We start from the raw sequence: 21317 nt of genomic DNA, 5'->3' as shown, positions 1-21317 counted from the left end.
GATACGTGAGAATGCGCATGGTCGAATGGCGTGCAGGGGATTAAAAGCGGGATCCTGGAACAACCCGATCCTGCGGAAACCGACCATGCGCCTCTTGTCCACCGCCGCTATCCTCCTTTGCTGTCTTGCGCCTTTGGCGAAGGCAGACACTCTGGCGGTTCAGAAACTGGTCGAGCCGCGTCTGACGGTGGCGCCTGCGGGAAATGCGAAACACATCCGTGTTGCCCTTACCTTCGATGCCTGCATGGGCAAGGCCGACGAGCGTATTCTGACGACGCTGGTTCGTGAAAGAATTCCCGCAACGATCTTCGTCACGTCACGTTGGCTGAAGCACAATCCGGAAACCGTCGCTGTTCTGCGTGAAAACAGCGATCTCTTCGAGCTGGAAAATCACGGCGAGAATCACATTCCCGCAGTCGATATTCCGATCGCGATCTATGGCATACCGGCCGCAGGCTCGCCTGAAGCTGTCGGCCGCGAGGTGGGGAGAGGAGCCGACGCCATGCTTGCAGCCGGTCTTCCTAGACCGCACTGGTTCCGCGGCGCGACGGCAAAATATGATCTCTCGGCCATCCGGGAGATCCGGGCCATGGGTTTCAAGATCGCCGGCTATTCGCTGAACGGCGATGATGGCTCGCTCCTCGGCGCCGCGGCTGCCGAAAAACGGATTGCTGCTGCCAAGGATGGCGATGTGGTGATTTCACACATCAACCAGCCGACTCATGCCGCCGGCGAGGGGGTCGCTCGTGCACTGGTTGATCTGAAAAACAGAGGCGCAGAATTCGTTCGCCTCTCTGATTTCGAGGCCTCAGGCGACCATGAGACGACCGCCAAGCTGCCTGGATTGTTTTGAGGTGGATCGGGATCAGCCTCAAAAGTAGGGCTCGGAAATTGCTAGTTCCTCCGAATTTCATGTGAAAGCAACGAAGAGAGCGTGAGCATCTCGATTACTTAATTAAGCTTAAATTTTCTTGCAATTTTTATGCTGCACTGCATTATTGTCTCCGTTCAAGGAGTGCGATTATGCAAGCAGAGCTAAACTCATCTCTCTTCGATGCTGCTGCTTATGATGAAGGTGCAGAGCGTCTCCGGCTGTTCATGAAAAACGGGCAAATTCGCGAATTCGAGACGGTGCCCGTGCAGGTGTTCCAGCAATTGGCAGGGTCCCGGTCGCCAGGACAGTATTACATCGAAAACATACGGTCCAAGTTCCCGATGTTCGGTTGATCGCCGAAACGGCGTCGCGCGGCGGTCGCGAACGGCCTGAGCTATCTCGCTGACGCGGATCGCCGGTGTTTAAAGGGTAGAGCTCCCTCATAATAACACGTGCACATTGTTTTAGTATTCGCTAAGTAATGGCTGTTATTGTCGTCGCCACTGATGTCGGCAGAGCAAGCCATGGAAAACAAACGCATCTGGACGAACAACGAACTGGACGACCTCCTGCGCCAGTTGAATGTTGCTTTGGAGGCTTCCGGCATCGGCATCTGGCAGCACAATCTGCGCAAGAACCAGACCCGCTGGGATGAGCAGCTACAGGAGCTCTACGGTGTCCCGAAGGGACCGACGGATGTGGTGTGGCTCGAATGCGTCCACCCAGACGACCGAGATGCCGCCAATGCGCACTTCGAAAAGGCAATCGAAAACCGCGAAGACTATGCGTCACAGTTCAGGATCATCCGCCAGGATGGCTCCATTCGCCACCTTCGCTCACGCGCAAAGTTCTTCATCGACGGGAATGGCGAGCCATGCTTCGTCGGCGCGGAATGGGATGTCACCGACGATGTGATGCGAAGCCATCAACTGGCGGAAGAGCGGGAAGCCGCAGACCAGAGCCGCGCCGAAGCTCGCTATGCTGCTGACCACGACCACCTGACCGGACTTCTCAACCGCCGCAGCTTCGACGCGATATGTGCCAGCCTTGCAAAACGGGGTGAGCTGGACTTCGTGTCGCTGTGCCATCTCGACGTCGATAACTTTAAGGAAATCAACGACCGATATGGCCACGCCTGTGGAGATGTGGTCATCGCCCATGTCGCGTCGATCCTGAAGCAGGCAAGCCGCCCGGGAGATATCGTGGCGCGGCTGGGGGGTGACGAATTCGCCATCGTTTCGATGGACCGCGGCCTCAACGCGATGGAGAAGATCGTCGCCGAAATCCGCGCCGAGCTACAGTCACCCGTTCTTCTCAACGGCAAGAATGTCGTTGTCACCTGTTCGATGGGCGTGGCGCAAACCTCGGCGTCGGATGTCACCGGACTGCTCGCCTGTTCCGATCTCGCGCTCTATGAGGCCAAGAGAAACGGACGCAACCGCGCCGAATGGTTCTCGCCCGCCATGGCAGCCGCATCGATCGCCGAAAAACACATCCTCTACGAGCTGCGCAGCGCCATCACCAACGGCAATTTCGTGCCGTTCTACCAGGTACAGGTCGATGCCCGGACCCGCGCGATCAAGGGCCTCGAAGCGCTGGTGCGGTGGAAACATGGAGAAGAGCTGAAACCACCCGGCGCATTTTTGCCGACTGCGGTGACGAACGGGTTGATCGACGAAATCGACGAAATCATGCTGCGCCTTGTCCTTGCCGACTTGAGGCGATGGCAAGCCGAGGGATTTGCTCTGCCGCGCGTGTCCGTCAACATGTCGGCCTCCCGCCTCTCCGATCCTGATTTGGAGGAAAAGCTCAAGCGTCTCGATATCCCGGCAGGCCAGGTGAGTTTCGAACTGGTCGAGACGATCTTCCTCGATGAGCTCACACCGGAGATCAGAGCCAATATCGATGCCATCCGGTCGCTTGGGATTGAAATCGAGATCGACGATCTCGGTTCGGGCCATGCCTCACTGCTCGGGTTGATCAAGCTTCGCCCGGACCGCGTCAAGATCGATCGGCAGCTCATCCTGCCCATGCTGGATGGCCTGCCCCAGCAGCGCCTGGTCGCCGCACTGGTCGATATCGCCCGGACGCTGGACATGGAAGTCGTCGCCGAGGGCGTCGAAACGCTCGGCCATGCGGACGTGTTGGCAAGTCTTGGCGTTGACCTGTTGCAAGGTTTTGCCTTTGGCCGGCCGGAGCCGGCACATGTCGTCGAGAAGCGCTTGGAGAAGCGCCATACGACGGCGCCGACCGGTTCGCGCGCGTCTTCGGCAAGGCGTCGCTGATATCCGAGCAGTTTTAACTACCGTAAATAATTTTCTCGTATTCCCCCGAGGTGCTGGAAATCCGCATCTCGGCAGTGCTAGACCCGTGATCGGTGAAAATAAATTACGGAGAGCCTCGTGAGCCAGAAGAAGATCGAACGTCTCGCTGCTGCGGATGCCCAGGCGGGCGGCCAGCGACGTCCATTTGCCAAGGCGGTCCGCGCCGGCGATTTCGTCTATGTGTCCGGCCAGGTGCCGACGGTGGATGGCGAAGTGGTGACCGGTGGCATCGTGGCCCAGACCGAACAGGTCGTTGCGAACATCAAGGACGTGCTTGCGCTTGCGGGCTGCACGCTGGCCGATGTCGTGAAGGTCAATGTCTGGCTCGACGATGCCCGTGACTTCTCCAGCTTCAATGCGGTGTTCCAGAAGCATTTCATCGATCATCCGCCGGCCCGCTCGACGGTACAGTCGCCGCTGATGGTCGATGCCAAGGTCGAGATGGACGTGATCGCCTACAAGCCGATCGACTGATTGTCGATATGCTGACCGTTAGTCTCCGAGAAGCTGGCGGTCGTCGCCGTCACGGTTGCGCACCAGTTCTTCCTTGATGCTGCGCAGCGCCTTGAGCGCAATGTTGCGGTCGGCATAGGCGACCATGTTGGCAAGGATGTCGATCGCGGCAAGATAGGCAAAGCGGGTCGAGGTGGGACGGAAGATGTTCTTGCCCTCCTGCATGTCGATGGCGATCGTCAGGTCGGCAGCATCGGCGACAGGCGAGCCCCGCTGCGTCATCACGATGGTGGGAATGCCGTGCTGGCGCAAAAGCTTGAGGCATTGCACGAGACCCATGTCGCGGCCGGTATAGGACGATCCGAACACGACCGTGCCCGGCTGCGCCGCCGCCGAGATCATCAGGTTCATGTTGTGGTCGTTCGATGCATTGATGCGGCAGCCCAGACGAAAGAGGCGATTGTGCAGCTCGTTGACGACCATCGCGGAATTGCCGCTGGCACCGAATGCCTGGATGAAGTCGGCACCGCGCAGCATCTGCGCCGCCTTTTCGATCGCGCCAAGGTCGAGCTGTCGATGCAAATCGAAAAGCGCGTTCTGGGCCTTCGAGATGATGTCCTGGGCAACCTCTTCCACCGTCGCGGTCGGTGCTTCCGGCTTCAGGTAGCGCAGGCCCACATATGCCATCTTGGCCAGCTGAACCTTGAAGTCGGAATAGCCCTGGCAACCCAGCCGACGGCAGAACCTGGTCACGGTCGGCGGCGAAACCCCGGCACGCTCGGCCAGATCGCTGATCGAGGAATTGACCACGAAATCGACATTGGCGAGCGCAAACTGCGCCAGTTTCGTCTCCAGGCTCGAGAGCCTGCCGTCTTCATCGGAAAGCGCGTGAAACAGGTCCATCAGGTCTTCCTCGAAACTGGTCGCACAAACGAAGCACGTCACGATCGTGAAAATGAATTTCACCAGTTCTTGCCCTGATAGCACAAAGCGGGCAAGCATCAACGAAACCAGCCATGCCCACAGAGGTTTACATCATGAACTATCCCTGGCCTGAACCCGGCACGCCGCTCGATCAGATCGCAACGCCGATGCCTGTGATCGACGAGGATCGGCTTGCCGCCAATATTGCGCGGGTGCAGGCTTACTGCGATGCGCAGGGCAAGGCGTTCCGACCGCATATCAAGACCCACAAGATCGCAGCCGTCGCCCGCCAGCAGATCGAAGCCGGCGCCGTCGGCCTCAACTGCCAGAAGGTCACCGAGGCTGAAGTGTTCGCCGATGCCGGTTTCGACGACATCCTGATCACCTACAATATCCTCGGACCGGTGAAACTTGCGCGGCTGAAGGCGCTGAATGCGCGCGTGTCAAAGCTTGCCGTCGTCGCAGATAGTGAAACGACCGTGTCGGGCCTGTCTGCAATGTTCGATGCCGATCGCCCGCTGACCGTCCTGATCGAATGCGATACGGGCGCAAAACGCTGCGGCGTGCAGACGCCGGAACAGGCGGTGGCTCTTGCTGAGAAGATTGCGGCGGCGCCCGGCCTGCGCTTCGGTGGCATCATGACCTACCCGGCCATCGGTGGCGCAGAGGCCGTCGAGGAGTTCATGGCGACCACCATGTCGCTTCTGTCGGAAAAGGGCATCGAATGCCCGGTGCGGTCCAGCGGCGGTTCGCCGGATCTCTTTTCGGCACATCTGGTGCCCTCCGCCACCGAACATCGGGCGGGAACCTATGTCTATAACGACCGCAGCATGGTGCGCGCCGGTCACTGCACGCCCGACGATCTGGCCATGCATATCCTGGCAACTGTCGTCTCGAAGCCGGCGCCCGACCGGGCCGTGCTCGATTGCGGCTCGAAGGCACTGACCTCCGACCTGCTCGGCTTTTCGGATCACGGCTCCCTCGTCGGCTTCGAGGGCGCGCGTATCGTGTCGCTCTCGGAAGAGCATGCGGTGGTCGATCTGTCGGGCTGTGCAGTGCCGTTTGCGGAGATCGGCCAGATCGTAAAGGTCGTGCCGAACCACACCTGCGTCGTTACCAATCTGTTCGACCGCATGGTGTTTCACCGGGACGGCATCGTGACGAGGGTCGAAAACGTCGATGCCCGCGGCACCGTCTGGTAGCTGACGGATCGATTGTTGCTGGCTGAATGAAAATAGGGCGCCTGTTTCGGGCGCCATTTTTCATGTTCGCAGCGCGAAATGCCTTGGAGGTGAAAATTTCCCCGAATCTAGACTTATAGAAAATAAATTACACAAATCGGTGCGAGTTCTGGAAATTCGTTGACTTCAGCCGGGTTTGACGCATTATGAAGAAAATAAATTACACCAAAATGGTGAATGGGCGAACTGAACGAGAAACGGGACTGAGGTTTTCCGGAGCGTGGCATGCCTGCTCCGGCGATCGACAAAATTCATGCAATAGGGGTGCTGGCGCTCGGTGACCATGACGGGAGCCTGATGCCGTTGGACCTATCCGGATAAGACATATGCGCATCTTCACCGCCTCGCTGGCGACCGAGACCAACACATTTTCTCCCGTTCCGACGGATATGAACGCCTTCAAGGCGGCGTTCTTCGCCGGGCCCGGAGAGCATCCGGATACGCCGACGCTGTGCTCGTCCGTCGTGCCGATCCTGCGCCGCCGCGGCAGGGCGGAAGGTTTTACCGTGATCGAGGGCACGTCCTGCTGGGCAGAGCCCGCCGGCCTGATCCAGCGCCAGACCTATGAGGCGCTGCGCGACCTGATCCTCGCCGAACTGACGGCAGCACTTCCCGTCGATGGCGTCGTGCTCGGTCTCCACGGTGCAATGGCAGCGCAGGGCTATGACGATCCCGAAGGTGATTTTCTGGCCCGTGTCCGGCAGATCGTCGGCCCGGATGTTCTGGTTGCCGCCGAATTCGATCCGCACAGTCACCTGACGCCCCTGCGCGTCGCCAATCTCGATATCATGGCTGCCTTCCTCGAATTCCCCCATACGGATTTCGAACAGCGCGGTGAACACGTGGTCGAGCTGGCGCTGCAGGCCTTGAAGGGCAAGATCAAGCCGGTCATCTCCACATTCGACTGCCGGATGATCACGATCTTCCCGACCAGCCGCGAGCCGATGCGCTCCTTCGTCGATCGCATGCAGGCGATGGAAGGCAAGGACGGCATTCTATCTGCCTCGGTCATTCACGGCTTCATGGCCGGCGACCTGCCCGACATGGGCACCCGCATCGTCGTCGTGACGGACAACGACAAGGCCAAGGGCGATGCGCTGGCAGCCTCCCTGGGACGCGAGCTCTACAGCCTGCGCAGGCAGACTGCGATGCCCATGCTCGATACCGAAGCGGGCCTCGACAAGGCCGTGTTGATCCGCGCCTCGCATCCCGGATTGCCGGTAACGATCGCGGACGTCTGGGACAATCCCGGCGGCGGCGTGGCAGGTGATGCGACATTCATCCTGCGCCGGATGATGGAGCGCGGCATGGACGATTTCGCCGTTGCGACGATCTGGGATCCGATTGCCGTCACCTTCTGCCAGGCGGCGGGAGAGGGCGCCGAACTCAGCCTGCGGATCGGCGGTAAATCCGGCCCGGAAGGCGGTGAACCGCTCGATCTGCGCGTCACGGTGCAAAGCGTCTTCGATGCGGGCTGGCAGAGCTTTCGCAACAGCCGCGTCACGCTCGGCAGCACCGCCGTCGTGCGCCCGGTCGGCAGCCATATCGATATCGTGCTGATCACCAGCCGCACTCAGACCTACCAGCCCGATATCTTTGCCAATCAGGGCATCGATTTTGCGGCCAAATCCTATCTGCTCGTCAAGTCGACGAACCATTTTCACGCGGGCTTCCAGCCGGTCTCGTCTGAGATCGTCTATATCGCCGCGCCGACCTGTTACCCGACCAATCCCGCAACGACGCCCTATCGCAAAGCGAGCCTCGAAATATGGCCACGCGTCGCCGATCCGCTGGGACTGGATGCCTGAATTTTCGACCGGACAGGAAAGCCGGCCGGGATTTGATCACTGAAGACAACAAGGGGATGATAATGAAAAAGAGTGCACTTGTTCTCATGACGCTGGCGGCTTTGGCCGGCACCAGCAGCCTGGCGCTGACACAGGCGAATGCCCAGGCCGGCGACGGCGTGCTGACGGTTGCGACGATCGGCGAGCCGCCGTCGCTCGACGTGATGCAGACGCCGACCGATATCGTGCTGACCATCGACCAGCACATTTTCGAAACGCTCTACACCTATGACGCCGAGTGGAAGTCCGTGCCGCTTCTGGCCGCCGCCATGCCGACGCTTTCGGAAGATGGCCTCACCTACAAGATCCCGCTGCGCGAAGGCGTCAAGTTCCACGACGGCAGCGACTTCGATTCCAAGGACGTCACGGCGTCGCTGAAGCGCTGGATGACGATCAATTCCAAGGGCAAGCAGGTTGCCGGCGTCGTCGAAAGCATCGCGGAAGATGGCGACCATGCCGTCGTCATCAAGCTGAAGTCGCGTTATGCGCCGCTGCTCGCAACCCTGTCGCAGGCGTCTGTCATCCTGCCATCCGAAAAGATCGCCGATACGCTGACCGAATTCGTCGGCACGGGTCCTTATTCCCTGAAAGAACGCAAGTCCGACCAGTACACCCAGCTCGTCCGCTTCGACGGCTACAAGTCGCCCGAGGGCACGCCGAGCAACTATGCCGGCAAACGCGAGGCGATCGCCAAGGAAATCCGCTTCGTGCCAGTTCCGGACGCCAATACCCGCGTTGAAGGCCTGATTTCCGGCCAGTTCGATTTCGCCGACTCGCTGCCGGTCAGCGCCTATGAGCGCGTCGAAAAGAGCAGCAATGCCAAGCCTGTCATCTTCAAGAATGCCGGCTGGGCGTCGATGAACATGAACATGAAGGAAGGCCTTCTGGTTAAGAAGGAACTCCGTCAGGCCGTTCAGGCAGCGCTCAATGCATCGGACATGATGCTCGCTGCCTTCTCCGATGACCGCTTCTTCAGCGTCGATGCCTCGATCTTCCCGGAAGGCTCGTTCTGGCACACCGAAGAAGGTGTTGCCCGTTACGGCGAAGGCGATCCGGAAGCGGCGGCAAAGCTGCTCAAGGATGGCGGTTACGATGGCCAGCCCCTGCGTCTGATGACCAGCCGCCAGTATGAATTCCACTACAAGGTCGGCGAAGTCGCCAAGGCCTATCTGGAAGCCGCAGGCTTCAAGGTCGATCTGCAGGTGGTCGACTGGGCAACGCTCACGACCCGTCGTGCCGATGCCAAGCAGTGGGACATCTTCATCACCCACTCCAACTTCCCGGGCGATCCGACGACGATCAACACGATCACCGACACCTATCCGGGCTGGTACGTCTCCGACCAGAAGACCAAGGCCGTTGCGACCTACATGGACGCCACGACCGACGATGCCAAGAAGACCGCATGGGACGCCATCCAGACGGTCATTTACGACGATGCGCCGCTCTACAAGGTCGGCAACTTCAATGGTGTTTCGGGTCTGGCCAACGGCGTTTCCGGTTATGAGCCGACCTACTGGCCGCATTTCTGGAACGTGAGCCCGAAGAAGTAAGCTGGATAACTAAGGACTGGCTATGGCAAGGATCGCACAGGCACTTTTGAAACGGCTGGGGGGCATGGCCATCGTGCTCGCCCTCGTCGTGACGGTGGTCTTCATCATCGTTCGCGTGACGCCTGGCGATCCTGCCGCTGTCATGCTGGGGTCGGATGCGACCCCGGAAGACATCGCGCAACTGCGCACCCGCATGGGCCTCGATGCGCCCATGCTCGTCCAGTACGGCCAGTTCGTGCTGGGCATTCTGAAAGGCGATCTCGGTCAGTCCATTTTCTTGAACCAGCCGGTAACGACTGCACTTGCGGCGCGTGCGGAGCCAACCTTTTTCCTCACGCTGTTCTCGATCCTGATCGCGGTTGCCATCGCGCTTCCCGTCGGCATTCTCTCGGCCGTCAAGCGCGGCACGATCTTCGACCAGATCGTGGTGACGCTGACCATGGTTGCGGCAAGCGTGCCGAGCTTCTGGCTCGGGCTGATGCTGATCCAGATCTTCGCGGTCGGGCAGGGCTGGTTCCCGGCTTCCGGCTATGGCGGTCCGGGTACGCCGTTCTACGAGCGGCTGCATCACCTCGTCCTGCCGGCCGTGGCACTCGGCGTCGTCAACTCGGCGCTCATCACACGCTTCACGCGCGCCGCAATGCTGGACGTTCTCGGCGACGATTACGTCCGCACGGCACGCGCCAAGGGAGCGGGCGAGGGCCGCGTTATCCTCAAGCACGCCTTGAAGAACGCGCTGATCCCCATCATCACCGTCATCGGCCTGTCGGTCGCCATGCTGGTCGCGGGTGCTGTCGTGACGGAAACCGTGTTCGGCCTTCCCGGCGTCGGCAACCTCGTCGTCTCGGCCGTGTTGCGGCGTGATTATCCGGTCATCCAGGGCGCGCTGCTCGTCGTTGCCGCCATCTACGTTCTCATCAACTTCATCGTCGACATGCTCTACATCATCGTTGATCCGCGGGTGCGCCTATGAACACCATGGCCTCCGTCTCCATGCCCTTCGCGTCAAGCCTTCGCCGCCTGTTCGGAAACCGCGCGATGCTGGCAGGCGCCATCATTCTCGTGGTCGTCGTTGCAGCTGCACTGCTTGCGCCCTGGGTCGCCCCTTACGCGCCAAACAAGCTGTCGATCGTCAACAAGCTGAAGCCGCCGTCGATGGCGAATTTCTTCGGCACGGACGAATTCGGCCGCGACATCTTTTCGCGCGCCATCTTCGCAGGCCGCATCTCGCTGATGGTCAGCCTCGGCGTGGTCGCCATTTCCACGGTTCTCGGGGTCATTCTGGGTGTCGCTGCCGGCTTCTTCCGCAAGCTCGACGCGCCGATTTCGCGCCTCCTCGATGCGATGATGTCGTTTCCCGATATCCTGCTCGCGATCGCGCTCGTCGCGGCACTCGGTCCGTCGCTCACGACCGTCATCCTGGCGCTCGGCATCACCTACGCGCCGCGTCTTGCCCGCATCATCCGCGGCTCGACGCTGGTGTTGCGCGAACTGCCCTATATCGAGGCAGCTGTGGCCATGGGTCTGCCCACATGGCAGATCCTGCTCCGCCACGTTCTCCTCAACCTCGCATCGCCCATCCTCGTGCAGGCAACTTTCGTGTTCGCCTCGGCGATGCTGGCGGAAGCGAGCCTCTCTTTCCTCGGCGTCGGTGTTTCCACTGACATGCCGACCTGGGGCACGATGCTCGCGTCAGGGCGCGAATACATGAACAACGCTCCGTGGCTAATGGTGTTTCCGGGCCTCGCCATCGTGTTCTCGGTCCTCTCCCTGCAATTGCTGGGCGATGGCCTGCGCGATCTCGTCGATCCACGGCTGGCGAAGGAAAGCTGATCATGACCGACACAGTAAAAACGACCCCGCCTGTTCTGTCGGTCGAAAACCTGACGACCTCCTTCAAGACGCCGGAAGGATGGAAGGCCGTCATCCGCAACATCAGCCTGTCCGTCGATGCCGGTGAGACGGTGGCGATCGTTGGCGAGAGCGGTTCTGGCAAAAGCGTCACAGCGCTCTCCACCATGCGGCTCCTGCCGCCCGGACGCTCGCGCGCCGAGGGCAGGATCCTTCTCGACGGCAAGGATCTGCTTGCCGCAAGCGAATCCGAAATGCGCAAGGTCCGCGGCGGCTCGATCGGCATGATCTTCCAGGAGCCGATGACCTCGCTCAATCCTGTCTTCACCATCGGCAACCAGATTGCCGAAGCGCTGGTCCTGCATCGCGGCCTGTCGTGGGGCCAAGCCGAGGCCGAGACCGTGCGGCTGATGGAGCGGGTGCGCATCCCCGCCGCCAAGGCGCGGCTGCACGAATATCCGCACAAGTTCTCCGGCGGCATGCGCCAGCGCGTGATGATTGCCATGGCGCTTGCCTGCCGTCCGAAACTGCTGATCGCCGACGAACCGACGACGGCGCTGGATGTGACCATCCAGGCCGAAATCCTCCACCTGCTGCGCGAGTTGCAGCGCGAGGAAAACATGGGCGTGCTGTTCATCACCCACGACATGGGCGTGGTGGCCGAAATCGCCGACCGCACGGTGGTGATGTTCCGCGGCGACATGATCGAGACCGGTCCGACCACCGAGATCTTCGCAAGCCCGAAGGCGATCTACACGAAGTCGCTGCTCGCCTCGATCCCGCGCCTCGGCGCGATGGGTGCTTGCCTGGCACCGAAGCGTTTTCCCGAAGTCGATCCTGCGACGGGCGAGGCGACCGACGGCCGCGAAATGAAACCGGTTTCCCAAACCGTCGCACCGATCCTCAAGGTCGAAAATCTCGCCGTCCGTTTCGACCTGCCCAATGGTCGTGTCCATGCCGTGGAAGACGTATCCTTCGATCTGCGCCCCGGTGAAACACTATCGCTGGTCGGTGAATCCGGCTGCGGCAAGTCGACCACCGGACGCGCAATCATCCGTCTGCTCAATCCATCCGCCGGCTCGATCGTGATCGACGGCCAGGATGTGACCAAGGCCGGCACGCGCGATCTGCGAACCATGCGTCGCAATTCGCAGATGATCTTCCAGGATCCGTTCGCCTCGCTCAATCCGCGCATCACCGTCGGTTCGGCCATTGCCGAGCCCATCCTTGCGCATAAGATGATGGGCAAGCGCGAGGCCAAGGCACGTGTTTCAGAACTGCTGGAACAGGTGGGGCTCTCGGCCGCGATGGCCGATCGCCATCCGCATGAATTTTCCGGCGGTCAGCGCCAGCGCATTTCGATTGCGCGCGCGCTCGCGCTGGAGCCGAAATTTATCGTCGCCGACGAAGCAGTTTCGGCCCTCGACGTCACGGTCAAGGCGCAGGTCTCCAACCTGCTGCTCGAGCTTCAGGAAAAGCACGGTCTGGCCTATCTGTTCATCTCCCACGACATGGCCGTCGTTGAGCGCATGAGCCACCGGGTCGCTGTCATGTTTCTCGGAGAGATCGTGGAGATCGGGCCGCGGTCGGCGATTTTCGACAATCCGCAGCATGCCTATACCCGCCGGCTGATTTCCGCCGTGCCGGTTCCCGACCCGTCACGCCGCGGTGAGACGCCGCCACCATTGTCCGAAGAGATAAAAAGCCCCGTTAGGCCGCTCGATTACGTCGCGCCGAAGCGCACCTATCTCGAGGTCTCGCCGGGCCACTTCGTCCAGCAGGCAGCGTAGCGCAAAAGCCTGCGACTACGATCAGGCGATGATGTCGAAGTCGGCTGCGGTGATGTTGAGGCCCTTGTCGACGATGGCAAACAGCATCTGCCCGTATTTGCCGGTTCCATCGGCATCGTAGTAGAGACGACCGGTCGCCTTGTCATAGATGATCCGGTCGGATGCGTCGCTGGCCGCGGTGCCGCTATGGAATGCATCCGATGCGAGATCCCCAACCGTGCCGGCCTTTGTGAATATATCTGTGTCGAGCCAGATCGTGTCATCCGCGACGGAGAAATCCGTGATCGTATCCACATTGCCCTTCTTGTTCAGTCGCGTGTCAAACACGAAACTGTCCGCGCCTTCGCCGCCTGTCAGGCGATCGTTCGAAAGGCCGCCGGAAAGGACGTTCGCGCCCTGGTCGCCCGTCAGCACGTCGCGATATTGCGACCCGATGAGGTTCTCGATCGAGGTATATGTGTCGCCCTTGGCATTGTTTGTATTGCCCTGCGGCGCGGCGAGGCTGGCAACCACTGCGGTTGTGGCATTGGCGTAGGAGACGGTATCGGTTCCGGCGCCACCGTCCATCTTGTCGGCGCCGGCGCTGCTCATCAGCTTGTCGTCGCCCTTGCCGCCGGACATGATGTCTGCGTAACGCGATCCGTTAAGCACGTCGTTGCCGTCACCCCCAAGCTTGGGTTCATTGAAGGTCACGGTCACTGTGATGTACGACGTCGGACCCGCCTTGATGCCGGTAAAGTCGATCGCGATCTTGTTGTAGTCGAACGAAACGTCCCGGCTGTCGAGGCCGGCAATATTGCTCTTGATCGAGACGCCGACGATCGGAGAAAGGTTGTTGTTGATATCGGTAAACACCGGCCCGTTGAAGTGCACAGCGCTGGCGGTATCGCTTGAAGTCGGCTTGTAACCAGAGGTCCACAAGGCATACTGGGTAAACTCGAAGCGGATCGAGTTGTCCTGCAGTTTCAGCTGGAACAGCGACTTTGTATTGACGGTAAGCGCGGCAACCGCGGTGGTGTCAACCACGCTGACGACGTCCTTGTCGAGGGACGGCGTAAGCCTGTTTGGGAACTGATACTCGTAGCCGAAGGGGTTGCCGTAAAAGCCCATGGGATGCTCCGCACGCTCTGAACAATCAGAAATAGCGGAGAATGCTTATTTAAGATTTAAACGATGTATTGGCCGCTGTTCCCGTTGTCGCGATCGCTCAAGGTTGGAAACACCTGTAACGCGGGCCTCACTCTCGCGTGATGAGGGAACTCCCTGTTGCGTCAATGTGTTGTCTCTCCATAACACGGAGAACTAATATGCATATTGTTACGAAGTTTCTGACCGCGTCGTCGCTTGCGGTGGCACTGGGCCTCACCTCGCTTGTCCCGGCGACTGCGGCACCCCTGCCGATGGTGAAGTCGCCTCAGGTATCCGATGTCGAACATGTCCAGTACCGTCGTGACATGCGCGAACGCCGGGAAATGCGTGATCGTCGCGGGTGGCACCAGGGCCACCGTGGATACAGTGATCGCCGTCCGGGCTATCGCCGCCATTCCGATGGTTTCTGGTATCCCCTCGCAGCATTTGGCGCTGGCGCAATCATCGGCGGTGCCGTGACAAGTCGCCCGGCCCGCGCAGGTACCCGTGCTCACGTCCAGTGGTGTGCCGACCGCTACCGCAGCTACCGTGCATCGGATAACAGCTACGTGCCACGTGCCGGCGTTCGTGCACAGTGCAACTCGCCTTACTGAGGGCGTCTAGCCTTTTGAGGTAATGAGGGGCAGCGCATTGAGCCGCTGCCCCCATTTTTGATCCCGATTTCCTGTTGAATATCTGGATCGAGCTACCATATCTTGGCTACAATTGTTTTCGTCGGCGACCACGGATGTACTGGCGCAGTGGCTGAGAGCAATGCAGGGAGGTCGGTGCGTGTATTCGCTCCGGCCTTTTTTATTGCCTGATGGCAGCAGTTCCTTGAACCATCAGCAAATCAATATTTGCAGTAGTTCTTAAACAGAAAAAATTAATTTACACGACAATTAAAATCTTACACTTTCTCAAAACGTGATATACAACGAATGCAGGTAAATTTCTCTCCATTCCACATGGAGACGTGCCATGAAACTGCATTCGATAGTCATGACTCTGGCGTTTTTCGCAGTTCCATCGGTAACGATGGCGGCTGGCCCTGTCGGCATTCTGCGGGATGTGAGAGGCTCAATGCAGCGCATCCAGGAAAGTGGTTTTGCGCTTGCACCTTACGCTTTTGCGAAATTCTGCCGTAGCAATCAGGAACAGTGCGCCGATACCGGCGGCGACGGCATCGTCGAACTGACCGAGGATCGCAAGGCGCAACTGCTTTCGGTGAATTCAGGCATCAATCGCACCGTCCGTCCCGTCAATGATGCCGACGGCTCCGACGAGTGGAGCATTGATGTGGCGTCAGGCGATTGCGAAGATTACGCGCTCACGAAGCGCAAACACCTCATCTCCCTCGGCTGGCCTTCCGGATCGCTGAGAATGGCTGTGGCAAGAACGCGGTCCGGAGAGGGACATGCGGTGCTGGTTGCAAAGACATCCGCCGGCGACCTGGTGCTGGACAACCGGTCCTCCGAAATCAAGCCGTGGAAGAAGACCGACCTGACCTGGATCATGATGCAGTCGCAGAAGAGCCCTAGGATCTGGGTCAAGATCGGGCCATCCAACGACCGCCCGACCTTTGTTGCCAACCAATGGTAAACTAGGGTCGCACTCGTCAGACACCGGCGCGCTGTCCTGATCGATCAGGTCGGACGCCCCGACGGTTACGATGATACCGTATCAGACCACCAACCTTCCCCAGGACCTCGAGACGGAGGCCAGTCTGCGAGACAGCCGGGCTTTAGATCAGGCAGCAGTCGGCGCACGAACGCGCCGCGCCTTCCAGATCTCAAGAACTGGCCGGATACGATCGTGAAATACGAACGCGCCTATCAATGCGTATGCCAGAGAGGCCGCAGCGCTAAATGATACAGCGACTGATAAGTGTTTGAGATCGAGCTGCCATAGCCATAGAAACCCGGTCAGGGTTGATACGATGGCAATCGCGACAAGCGCCGGAAATGTTGTTTTGATCCCATCAAACGCGTTGATCTCACTGAATCGTTTCTGCACGGCCAGGAGAATAAACAACGCTGTCAGAGAGAATCTCAGGCTGAACATCGCTGCTGCCCAAAATATCCCGAAATATGCTCCGACTGCAATCATCACGACATCAGCAAGTGCCTGGTAGACATTGTTGAGGAATGCCAAGCTTGGGTGTCCTGTTGCAACCAGGAAGGTTTGCACTGGCACGACAACCGCAATGAACGGTAGCGCCACCAGCATCAGTGTTATCGTTTCGGGCAGTTGTGGCCACCTGTCTCCAAAAAACATATATGCGACATAGGGCGCTGAAAACGCGGAAGCGACAAAGGGTATCGCGGCAACAAGGCCTGTTACCGCGCATGACCGCCACATCGTGCTTATCATCCGGTCACGATCCTCACCCATCCTGGAAAAGATTGGCAGCAGGATGTTGTTGATCGGGTTGAGAAACAGGCTTGATGCGAGATCAAGCACCGTGCGTGATAGCCGAAAAACACCCGTCGCTGTCGGTGTCGCGACCAAACCGACCACCACATCGGCAGAGCGCACGTTGATCTGCGTGACTGCCGACATTCCGATTACGGCGAACGAGAAATTCAGCGTCGACCGCATCGAGATCAGCGTCGGCATGGCCGTTGGCTTCCAGCGCGCCGCCACAACACTGACCATCGCCGCAACGATCGGCGTTATCACGACGACTGCAACGATGCTCCAGGCGCCTAACCCCGAAAACGCAAGCGCGCAGCAGACAATCCCGCCCACAAGCAACCCGGCCGACTTTCGGACCGCCAGTACCTTGTAGGCGAAATCTCGCGCGAGCAGTCCTTCCGGCACGACCGCGAGCGCTGAGACAAGGGGAGCGATCGATGTAACGGCAACCATGGCACTGAGGCCGGAGAAGGTTTCCAGGTGGCGGAGAAGGGCGCTCGCTATCAAGAGTAGCGCCGAGCCGCAGAGGCCAAGCAGAAGGAAGAGACCGAAGACCGAATTGACGAAGTCATCGTCGAGCAGTCGCCGCTGTATCACCACCTGGCTTCCGGACTGCAGGGTGGACGCGATGATCACGGCCGGCGCGGTTGAAAGCGCTGCGACACCAAACTCATGCGGCCCGAGCAGGGCTGCCGCAATCAGAAACACCACGGTCTGCGTCAGCCGCTCGACGAGCACCTGCGCAAGCGACCAGCTCGTACCCTTGATTGCCAGTTTCAAATAGGACATGTGAAGCCGATCGGTGAGATTTCGGTCGCGTCAAGCGAATGGTCTAGGCTGTGGCCCGGTCGATCCGAGGTTCCACCCCAGGGAACGGGTGGATTTCACCGTCGATCAGGTCCTTCGCCAACTGGTTTGGAATGATCTTCGGAACGCCGCGCGGGATCGCCGGCCCGATCAGCAGGCAGGCAAGCCGCAGCAGGGCAAGCTTCGCCTCGCTCCACCTGTTGAGACATGGATAGAGCACCGTCTTTGCGACCTGCTTGAAGAGTTGCTTTGCATAGGCCTTGTGGAACCCTCTGGCGACCAGGGAGCTGCCGTTGCCAAGCGAGTAGTAGAACGTGCGCTGGACATCGAATTCGGAGTTCAACGGCAAAGGCGGATGGTCGATTTCCAGGCCGGCCAACCGCTTGCCCTTCAGGCCGGCGTCGACCAAACGTGCCCCGAGATCGAAGCCCTCTCCCGATCCATGAATGGCGCCGATACCCAGCGTGGCATCGAACTGGAATTTTAAAAACGTCTTGCGGCGAAGCGTCAGCCCCGGTTCCCACATGTTGCCGATGATGGTTTGCCTGTTGATTTGGACATCGCTTTCGATCCGGCTTGCAGCCAGCCGCTTGCCGTTCGAGACGATGTTGCAGGTGACGAAATCGACCGCGCCGACATCGAGAATGGTTTTCACCCTGCGGTAGAAATCGCTCGCGGCCGGATATGTGTCGTCATCCAGAAACGAGATGAGATCGGCCGTCGCGTGACAGGCGCCGACATTTCGGGAATGCGACGAGCTGAACACGCGCGAGAATACGGTTTTAACACCATCAATGCCGATCGTTTCGGTCTCGTCGAACCCCTGCATCACGATGATGATTTCAAGCGCGATCGCCCTCTGCTCCTGCAATCGCCGCACCACTTCGCGCGTGCGCGCCAGACGACTGCTTTTCGATACGACTGGAATGATCACGGACACATCGTACATCGGGCCACCTACGAGCTTATTCTGGATTGGTTCAGATCGGCGACAACGGCTGAGAAAAAGCCCCAGGAACTGATGAAGTACCGTTTGAACAAGCGACGGGGCTCGGTGGCCACTCGCCAGAACCATTCCATTCCAACCAGACGGAAAACCTTTGGCGCTCGAGTCTTGGTGCCGGCTGTGAATTCGAGAGCCGCGCCGAAGCAGAAGGCGTAAAGGTGCCCAAGCGCGGATCTGTTCTGGTTCACCCAAATTTCGGATTTGGGCGCGCCGATACCCATGAACAGATGCGTTGTGCGGTTGTCGCGGATCGCGCTCAGCAGGTCGCGCGTATGAGAGGGTTGTTTTTCAAAACCAAACGGCGGTATCGCGTAGCCGAAGCCGGCCTCCGGGAAGCCACGTGCCGTCATCTGGACTGCCAGCCCGTCCGCCGTCGCCTGGCTCGAGCAGACGAAGAACGGCCGATGGTTCGTGTCTGTCAGGGCATCGAGCAGCTTGGGAAAGAGATCGGCGCCTGGTATCCGCTGCTTGACGGCCGCGCCGCACAGTTTCGCATAGAGAAAGACGGGCATGCCATCGATCGTGACTGACCACGCACTGTCGTAAGCACGTCTGAATTCAGCATTTTTGTACAGGTTGGAGACGTGATCCGTATTCGCAGTGACGACCAGTTTTACCCCGTCCGTCTCGGAAAGGGGAGAAACAGCCTGTTCTACGAGAGCGTCGTCGGAATATTCGTAAAAGGATAAACCGAATATTTTATCTCTGGACCCAAGTCGATCTTCGGTCATTGCATTTATCTCTTTAAGTGTGTGACGGCTAAAACTTGCTCTGCAATCGCTTTCCAGGAAAAATTCTGATCGACATGGGCGGTCTGCCACCGCAGGATTTCCGCCCGCTCCGCCTCGTCTGAAAGTTTGGTCAGCAGTGCCTTGGCCTGCTCGATATTGCCTGCCTCGAAGGTCTGGCTGGCGCCGATCACCATCGGAATGCCGCCCACATGCGAACCGACAGCCGGCGTCCCGCAATAGATTGCCTCGATGCAGACACGGCCGAACTGTTCCCGCCAGTTCTTCGTCGAGAGGCTCGGCAGAATGAAGAGATCGAGCGCGCTGTAAAATGTCCGCAGATCATCCTTCTGAAGACTGGGAAGAACCGTTACCCCCGCCGCAACGAGTGTATCGACCAGATAATCATCTGCGACCGGCCCGCAGGCGAGGATCGCGACCGGGAGTTCCTGTGCAAGCTGCGCCAGGATCTCTATCCCTTTCGGCTGCCAGATCCGCCCGGCATAGCCGAGAACGAGACCGCCCTTCTTGAATGCATCGGAGACCTGCGGATACTTTTGCGCAAGCGCAGAACGTGCCGCCGACTTATCGACGATCGAAAACGACGACTTTGAAACGCCGTTACCGATGGGGCTTGAGATCTTGCTCCGGGGAGCCCCCCGTCTGTGAAGGACATCGGCGACCTCATGGTTCTTGGGAATGATCTTGGTCGCTGTTTTATAGACGAACCGCTCGAGGACATTCCATCCGGAGAGGTTTCCCTTGAGATTGATGGCCGAGCTTTCGATGTACATCGGCCGCCCGAGACGCAGGGTGGCGCTTAGGAACGCGACAAGCGAGTGCGGTTCCTCATGAACGTAGAGAATGTCCGCCCGTCGCGCTTCCCGGTAGAAAGCGATGGTGCTCGGGATGAATGTCAGCCAGTGCGACGACAAGACGGAATTAAACAGCTTCACCGGAAAGTGGAATTTCTCAGGGTCGAACGTTGTGCCTTGAAAGGTTTTTGGCCCCATGACCGTGAGATTGGCGACCTTCGAAAGCTCGACAAATCGGTCATGGTAGTGCGAGTTTCCGGCTTCATGCCAGAGCATGGTCAACTGGTGCTCAGGCATGGGACCGTGCTCCGGTGCGTCTATGGGCCTGGATTTTCGAAAGCAGGTTTGCCGCGATAAAATCCCAGGAATACCGGGCTCTGTAGGCAAGATACGCGCTCTCAGTCGCTCGCGGAGCCGTCATGATCTCAGTCGAGATCTCGTCAGCGCGTGCGCCCGGCGAGACCAGCCGTCCCCATGGCGGAGAAACAGTCCGGTGGATGGCGATGTCGGACGCGACAATGCTGCAGCCCAGCGACCCTGCCTCGACGAGCGGCATATTGAACCCCTCGTCATGCGACAAAGACAGGAACGACCGGCAGTTTGCGTAAAGCCACCGCAACTGGCTGTCGGATATGTCCTTCATCCATCGGATGTTGCTCGTTGGGTCGTTGCTCGCCCGGTCAAGATCGGTGGCGATATTTCCCCAACCGCTGCGACCAACAACGACCGACAGGACATTGTGCGGTTGAAGCGCTGCCGCGACGTCGATGATCTTTTCGTAGTTCTTTCGGGGCTCCACCGTCCCCACGCTCAGGACGAAGTCTTTGCCCCGCAGTTCCGCGATCTCGGACAGTTCGCCGTTGAACGGCAGCGCGGGGGCGTTGCCGATCTCGCTCACATCATGGGAGGGAAAGATCGGACGAAGCTTTGCCGCCGAGTAGCCGGTTGGCGCAAAGATGGCGCGGTATCGGGATGAGACGGCGCGCTCCACATCCCGAAACAGAAGGCGCCCCTTGATCGGCATCTCCTGTCCTCTTGTCCAGGGGAAGTCGTCGTGAATGATTCGATAGAGTGGCAGTCTGGATGATATGGAGAGCGGACTTGCCGGCATGCTCGGAAAGACGGCCGCATCGTAACTGGAAGATGCCAGCCTGAACGGCAAAGTGAGCCAGGCCATCAAAGGATGCCGGCAGAGGACCAGGTTGTCGTCGCTCGAAAAAAACGACGTCGACATGACATAGGCCGTGCTGCCAGGGCAAATTTTCCGGAATGCCTCGAATAGATTGATCCCGTAACGTTCGACACCGGTAATCTCCGGCTTGCGCGTGGCAAGCGTCAGATCGAATATCACTCGCATTCCCACTCCTGCTGTCGCCGGACACCCGCGCATGCCGTCCATCACCGCTGCTAATCAGTGAAATGTCGAGTAGCACGACATCGAATCGTGGTTACAGCATGGATATGCTCTTGCTGAGTCCTCAATAAACAAAACTAATCGCTAGGTTAATCGTATAATGGAATTCAATATGGGTGTTGTAGTGTGAATTCGCTGAGGTGT

Annotated in this window: 19 protein-coding genes; 12 read left to right on the top strand and 7 right to left on the bottom strand. The window is 59.2% G+C overall.

The genetic code is table 11. The features are described from left to right. Window positions 1-85 precede the first annotated feature (85 nt). The 4 genes from AC0JZ8_RS20350 to AC0JZ8_RS20335 all read left to right on the top strand — a co-directional run bounded on the left by AC0JZ8_RS20350 (window position 86) and on the right by AC0JZ8_RS20335 (window position 3672). A complete protein-coding gene (locus AC0JZ8_RS20350; RefSeq protein WP_113109457.1) occupies window positions 86-853 on the top strand; it encodes a polysaccharide deacetylase family protein in 768 nt (255 codons plus the stop codon). Window positions 854-1023: 170 nt separating this feature from the next. Next, a complete protein-coding gene (locus AC0JZ8_RS20345) occupies window positions 1024-1227 on the top strand; it encodes a KTSC domain-containing protein (RefSeq protein ID WP_062579001.1) in 204 nt (67 codons plus the stop codon). A 171-nt stretch (window positions 1228-1398) separates the two neighbouring features. After that, the gene (locus AC0JZ8_RS20340) at window positions 1399-3159 is read left to right on the top strand and encodes a putative bifunctional diguanylate cyclase/phosphodiesterase (protein WP_162237961.1); all 1761 of its coding nucleotides are present in this window, start codon (window positions 1399-1401) and stop codon (window positions 3157-3159) included. Window positions 3160-3276: 117 nt separating this feature from the next. After that, entirely contained in the window at window positions 3277-3672 is a 396-nt protein-coding gene (locus tag AC0JZ8_RS20335) for a RidA family protein (protein WP_430258197.1), read from the top strand. A gap of 18 nt (window positions 3673-3690) precedes the next feature. Here the strand turns inward: AC0JZ8_RS20335 and AC0JZ8_RS20330 are convergent, their stop codons facing one another. Then, window positions 3691-4554 carry a MurR/RpiR family transcriptional regulator gene (locus tag AC0JZ8_RS20330; protein WP_471893405.1) on the bottom strand — a complete coding sequence of 288 codons (864 nt, stop codon included), beginning with the start codon at window positions 4552-4554 and terminating at the stop codon, window positions 3691-3693. Window positions 4555-4688: 134 nt separating this feature from the next. Between AC0JZ8_RS20330 and AC0JZ8_RS20325 the strand changes: the two genes are divergently transcribed. The 6 genes from AC0JZ8_RS20325 (at window position 4689) to AC0JZ8_RS20300 (ending at window position 12857) form a co-directional block, all read left to right on the top strand. Further along, window positions 4689-5777: a D-TA family PLP-dependent enzyme gene (locus tag AC0JZ8_RS20325; RefSeq protein WP_471893404.1), complete on the top strand. Its 1089-nt coding sequence runs from the start codon at window positions 4689-4691 to the stop codon at window positions 5775-5777. Window positions 5778-6142: 365 nt separating this feature from the next. Next, window positions 6143-7624, top strand: coding sequence for a M81 family metallopeptidase (locus AC0JZ8_RS20320; RefSeq protein ID WP_471893302.1), 1482 nt, complete (start codon window positions 6143-6145; stop codon window positions 7622-7624). Window positions 7625-7686: 62 nt separating this feature from the next. Next, the gene (locus tag AC0JZ8_RS20315) at window positions 7687-9216 is read left to right on the top strand and encodes an ABC transporter substrate-binding protein (RefSeq protein WP_471893301.1); all 1530 of its coding nucleotides are present in this window, start codon (window positions 7687-7689) and stop codon (window positions 9214-9216) included. A 31-nt stretch (window positions 9217-9247) separates the two neighbouring features. Further along, the gene (locus AC0JZ8_RS20310) at window positions 9248-10189 is read left to right on the top strand and encodes an ABC transporter permease (RefSeq protein ID WP_471893403.1); all 942 of its coding nucleotides are present in this window, start codon (window positions 9248-9250) and stop codon (window positions 10187-10189) included. A gap of 5 nt (window positions 10190-10194) precedes the next feature. Next, window positions 10195-11049, top strand: a complete 855-nt coding sequence (locus AC0JZ8_RS20305) for an ABC transporter permease (RefSeq protein ID WP_371816133.1) — start codon at window positions 10195-10197, stop codon at window positions 11047-11049. Window positions 11050-11051: 2 nt separating this feature from the next. Next, window positions 11052-12857, top strand: coding sequence for an ABC transporter ATP-binding protein (locus AC0JZ8_RS20300; RefSeq protein ID WP_471893300.1), 1806 nt, complete (start codon window positions 11052-11054; stop codon window positions 12855-12857). Window positions 12858-12878: 21 nt separating this feature from the next. On the opposite strand, the gene AC0JZ8_RS20295 is transcribed toward AC0JZ8_RS20300, so the two are convergent. Continuing rightward, complete coding sequence (locus tag AC0JZ8_RS20295; RefSeq protein WP_471893299.1) at window positions 12879-13967, bottom strand: hypothetical protein; 1089 nt, start codon at window positions 13965-13967, stop codon at window positions 12879-12881. A gap of 197 nt (window positions 13968-14164) precedes the next feature. On the opposite strand from AC0JZ8_RS20295, the gene AC0JZ8_RS20290 reads away from it, so the two are divergent. Next, window positions 14165-14599 carry a BA14K family protein gene (locus AC0JZ8_RS20290; protein WP_471893298.1) on the top strand — a complete coding sequence of 145 codons (435 nt, stop codon included), beginning with the start codon at window positions 14165-14167 and terminating at the stop codon, window positions 14597-14599. Window positions 14600-14966: 367 nt separating this feature from the next. Next, window positions 14967-15587, top strand: a complete 621-nt coding sequence (locus AC0JZ8_RS20285) for a transglutaminase-like cysteine peptidase (protein WP_471893297.1) — start codon at window positions 14967-14969, stop codon at window positions 15585-15587. A gap of 147 nt (window positions 15588-15734) precedes the next feature. On the opposite strand, the gene AC0JZ8_RS20280 is transcribed toward AC0JZ8_RS20285, so the two are convergent. The 5 genes from AC0JZ8_RS20280 to AC0JZ8_RS20260 are packed head-to-tail and all read right to left on the bottom strand — an operon-like array spanning window position 15735 to window position 21116. Further along, window positions 15735-17192 carry an oligosaccharide flippase family protein gene (locus AC0JZ8_RS20280; protein ID WP_471893296.1) on the bottom strand — a complete coding sequence of 486 codons (1458 nt, stop codon included), beginning with the start codon at window positions 17190-17192 and terminating at the stop codon, window positions 15735-15737. A gap of 43 nt (window positions 17193-17235) precedes the next feature. Next, complete coding sequence (locus tag AC0JZ8_RS20275; protein ID WP_471893295.1) at window positions 17236-18159, bottom strand: glycosyltransferase; 924 nt, start codon at window positions 18157-18159, stop codon at window positions 17236-17238. 8 nt (window positions 18160-18167) lie between these two features. After that, the gene (locus AC0JZ8_RS20270; RefSeq protein ID WP_471893294.1) at window positions 18168-18947 is read right to left on the bottom strand and encodes a WecB/TagA/CpsF family glycosyltransferase; all 780 of its coding nucleotides are present in this window, start codon (window positions 18945-18947) and stop codon (window positions 18168-18170) included. 5 nt (window positions 18948-18952) lie between these two features. Then, on the bottom strand, window positions 18953-20056 hold the full coding sequence (locus AC0JZ8_RS20265) for a glycosyltransferase family 4 protein (protein ID WP_471893293.1): 1104 nt from the start codon (window positions 20054-20056) through the stop codon (window positions 18953-18955). Then, window positions 20049-21116 carry a glycosyltransferase gene (locus AC0JZ8_RS20260; RefSeq protein WP_471893292.1) on the bottom strand — a complete coding sequence of 356 codons (1068 nt, stop codon included), beginning with the start codon at window positions 21114-21116 and terminating at the stop codon, window positions 20049-20051. The genes AC0JZ8_RS20265 and AC0JZ8_RS20260 overlap by 8 nt, the downstream gene beginning before the upstream one ends. Window positions 21117-21317 lie beyond the last annotated feature (201 nt).

Source organism: Velazquezella soli, assembly GCF_977018685.1.
Note: the sequence above shows the minus strand (reverse complement) of the source record. Positions and strands in the feature narration are given on the sequence as shown.

What these genes read in the sequence shown, in the direction of transcription:
- AC0JZ8_RS20285 (WP_471893297.1), top strand. Translation starts at nt 14,967, where the DNA reads ATGAAACTGCATTCGATAGTCATGACTCTGGCGTTTTTCGCAGTTCCA.
- AC0JZ8_RS20265 (WP_471893293.1), bottom strand. Translation starts at nt 20,056, where the DNA reads ATGCCTGAGCACCAGTTGACCATGCTCTGGCATGAAGCCGGAAACTCG.
- AC0JZ8_RS20340 (WP_162237961.1), top strand. Translation starts at nt 1,399, where the DNA reads ATGGAAAACAAACGCATCTGGACGAACAACGAACTGGACGACCTCCTG.
- AC0JZ8_RS20305 (WP_371816133.1), top strand. Translation starts at nt 10,195, where the DNA reads ATGGCCTCCGTCTCCATGCCCTTCGCGTCAAGCCTTCGCCGCCTGTTC.
- AC0JZ8_RS20260 (WP_471893292.1), bottom strand. Translation starts at nt 21,116, where the DNA reads ATGCGAGTGATATTCGATCTGACGCTTGCCACGCGCAAGCCGGAGATT.
- AC0JZ8_RS20325 (WP_471893404.1), top strand. Translation starts at nt 4,689, where the DNA reads ATGAACTATCCCTGGCCTGAACCCGGCACGCCGCTCGATCAGATCGCA.
- AC0JZ8_RS20300 (WP_471893300.1), top strand. Translation starts at nt 11,052, where the DNA reads ATGACCGACACAGTAAAAACGACCCCGCCTGTTCTGTCGGTCGAAAAC.
- AC0JZ8_RS20345 (WP_062579001.1), top strand. Translation starts at nt 1,024, where the DNA reads ATGCAAGCAGAGCTAAACTCATCTCTCTTCGATGCTGCTGCTTATGAT.
- AC0JZ8_RS20270 (WP_471893294.1), bottom strand. Translation starts at nt 18,947, where the DNA reads ATGACCGAAGATCGACTTGGGTCCAGAGATAAAATATTCGGTTTATCC.
- AC0JZ8_RS20330 (WP_471893405.1), bottom strand. Translation starts at nt 4,554, where the DNA reads ATGGACCTGTTTCACGCGCTTTCCGATGAAGACGGCAGGCTCTCGAGC.
- AC0JZ8_RS20315 (WP_471893301.1), top strand. Translation starts at nt 7,687, where the DNA reads ATGAAAAAGAGTGCACTTGTTCTCATGACGCTGGCGGCTTTGGCCGGC.
- AC0JZ8_RS20280 (WP_471893296.1), bottom strand. Translation starts at nt 17,192, where the DNA reads ATGTCCTATTTGAAACTGGCAATCAAGGGTACGAGCTGGTCGCTTGCG.
- AC0JZ8_RS20320 (WP_471893302.1), top strand. Translation starts at nt 6,143, where the DNA reads ATGCGCATCTTCACCGCCTCGCTGGCGACCGAGACCAACACATTTTCT.
- AC0JZ8_RS20350 (WP_113109457.1), top strand. Translation starts at nt 86, where the DNA reads ATGCGCCTCTTGTCCACCGCCGCTATCCTCCTTTGCTGTCTTGCGCCT.
- AC0JZ8_RS20290 (WP_471893298.1), top strand. Translation starts at nt 14,165, where the DNA reads ATGCATATTGTTACGAAGTTTCTGACCGCGTCGTCGCTTGCGGTGGCA.
- AC0JZ8_RS20275 (WP_471893295.1), bottom strand. Translation starts at nt 18,159, where the DNA reads ATGTACGATGTGTCCGTGATCATTCCAGTCGTATCGAAAAGCAGTCGT.
- AC0JZ8_RS20295 (WP_471893299.1), bottom strand. Translation starts at nt 13,967, where the DNA reads ATGGGCTTTTACGGCAACCCCTTCGGCTACGAGTATCAGTTCCCAAAC.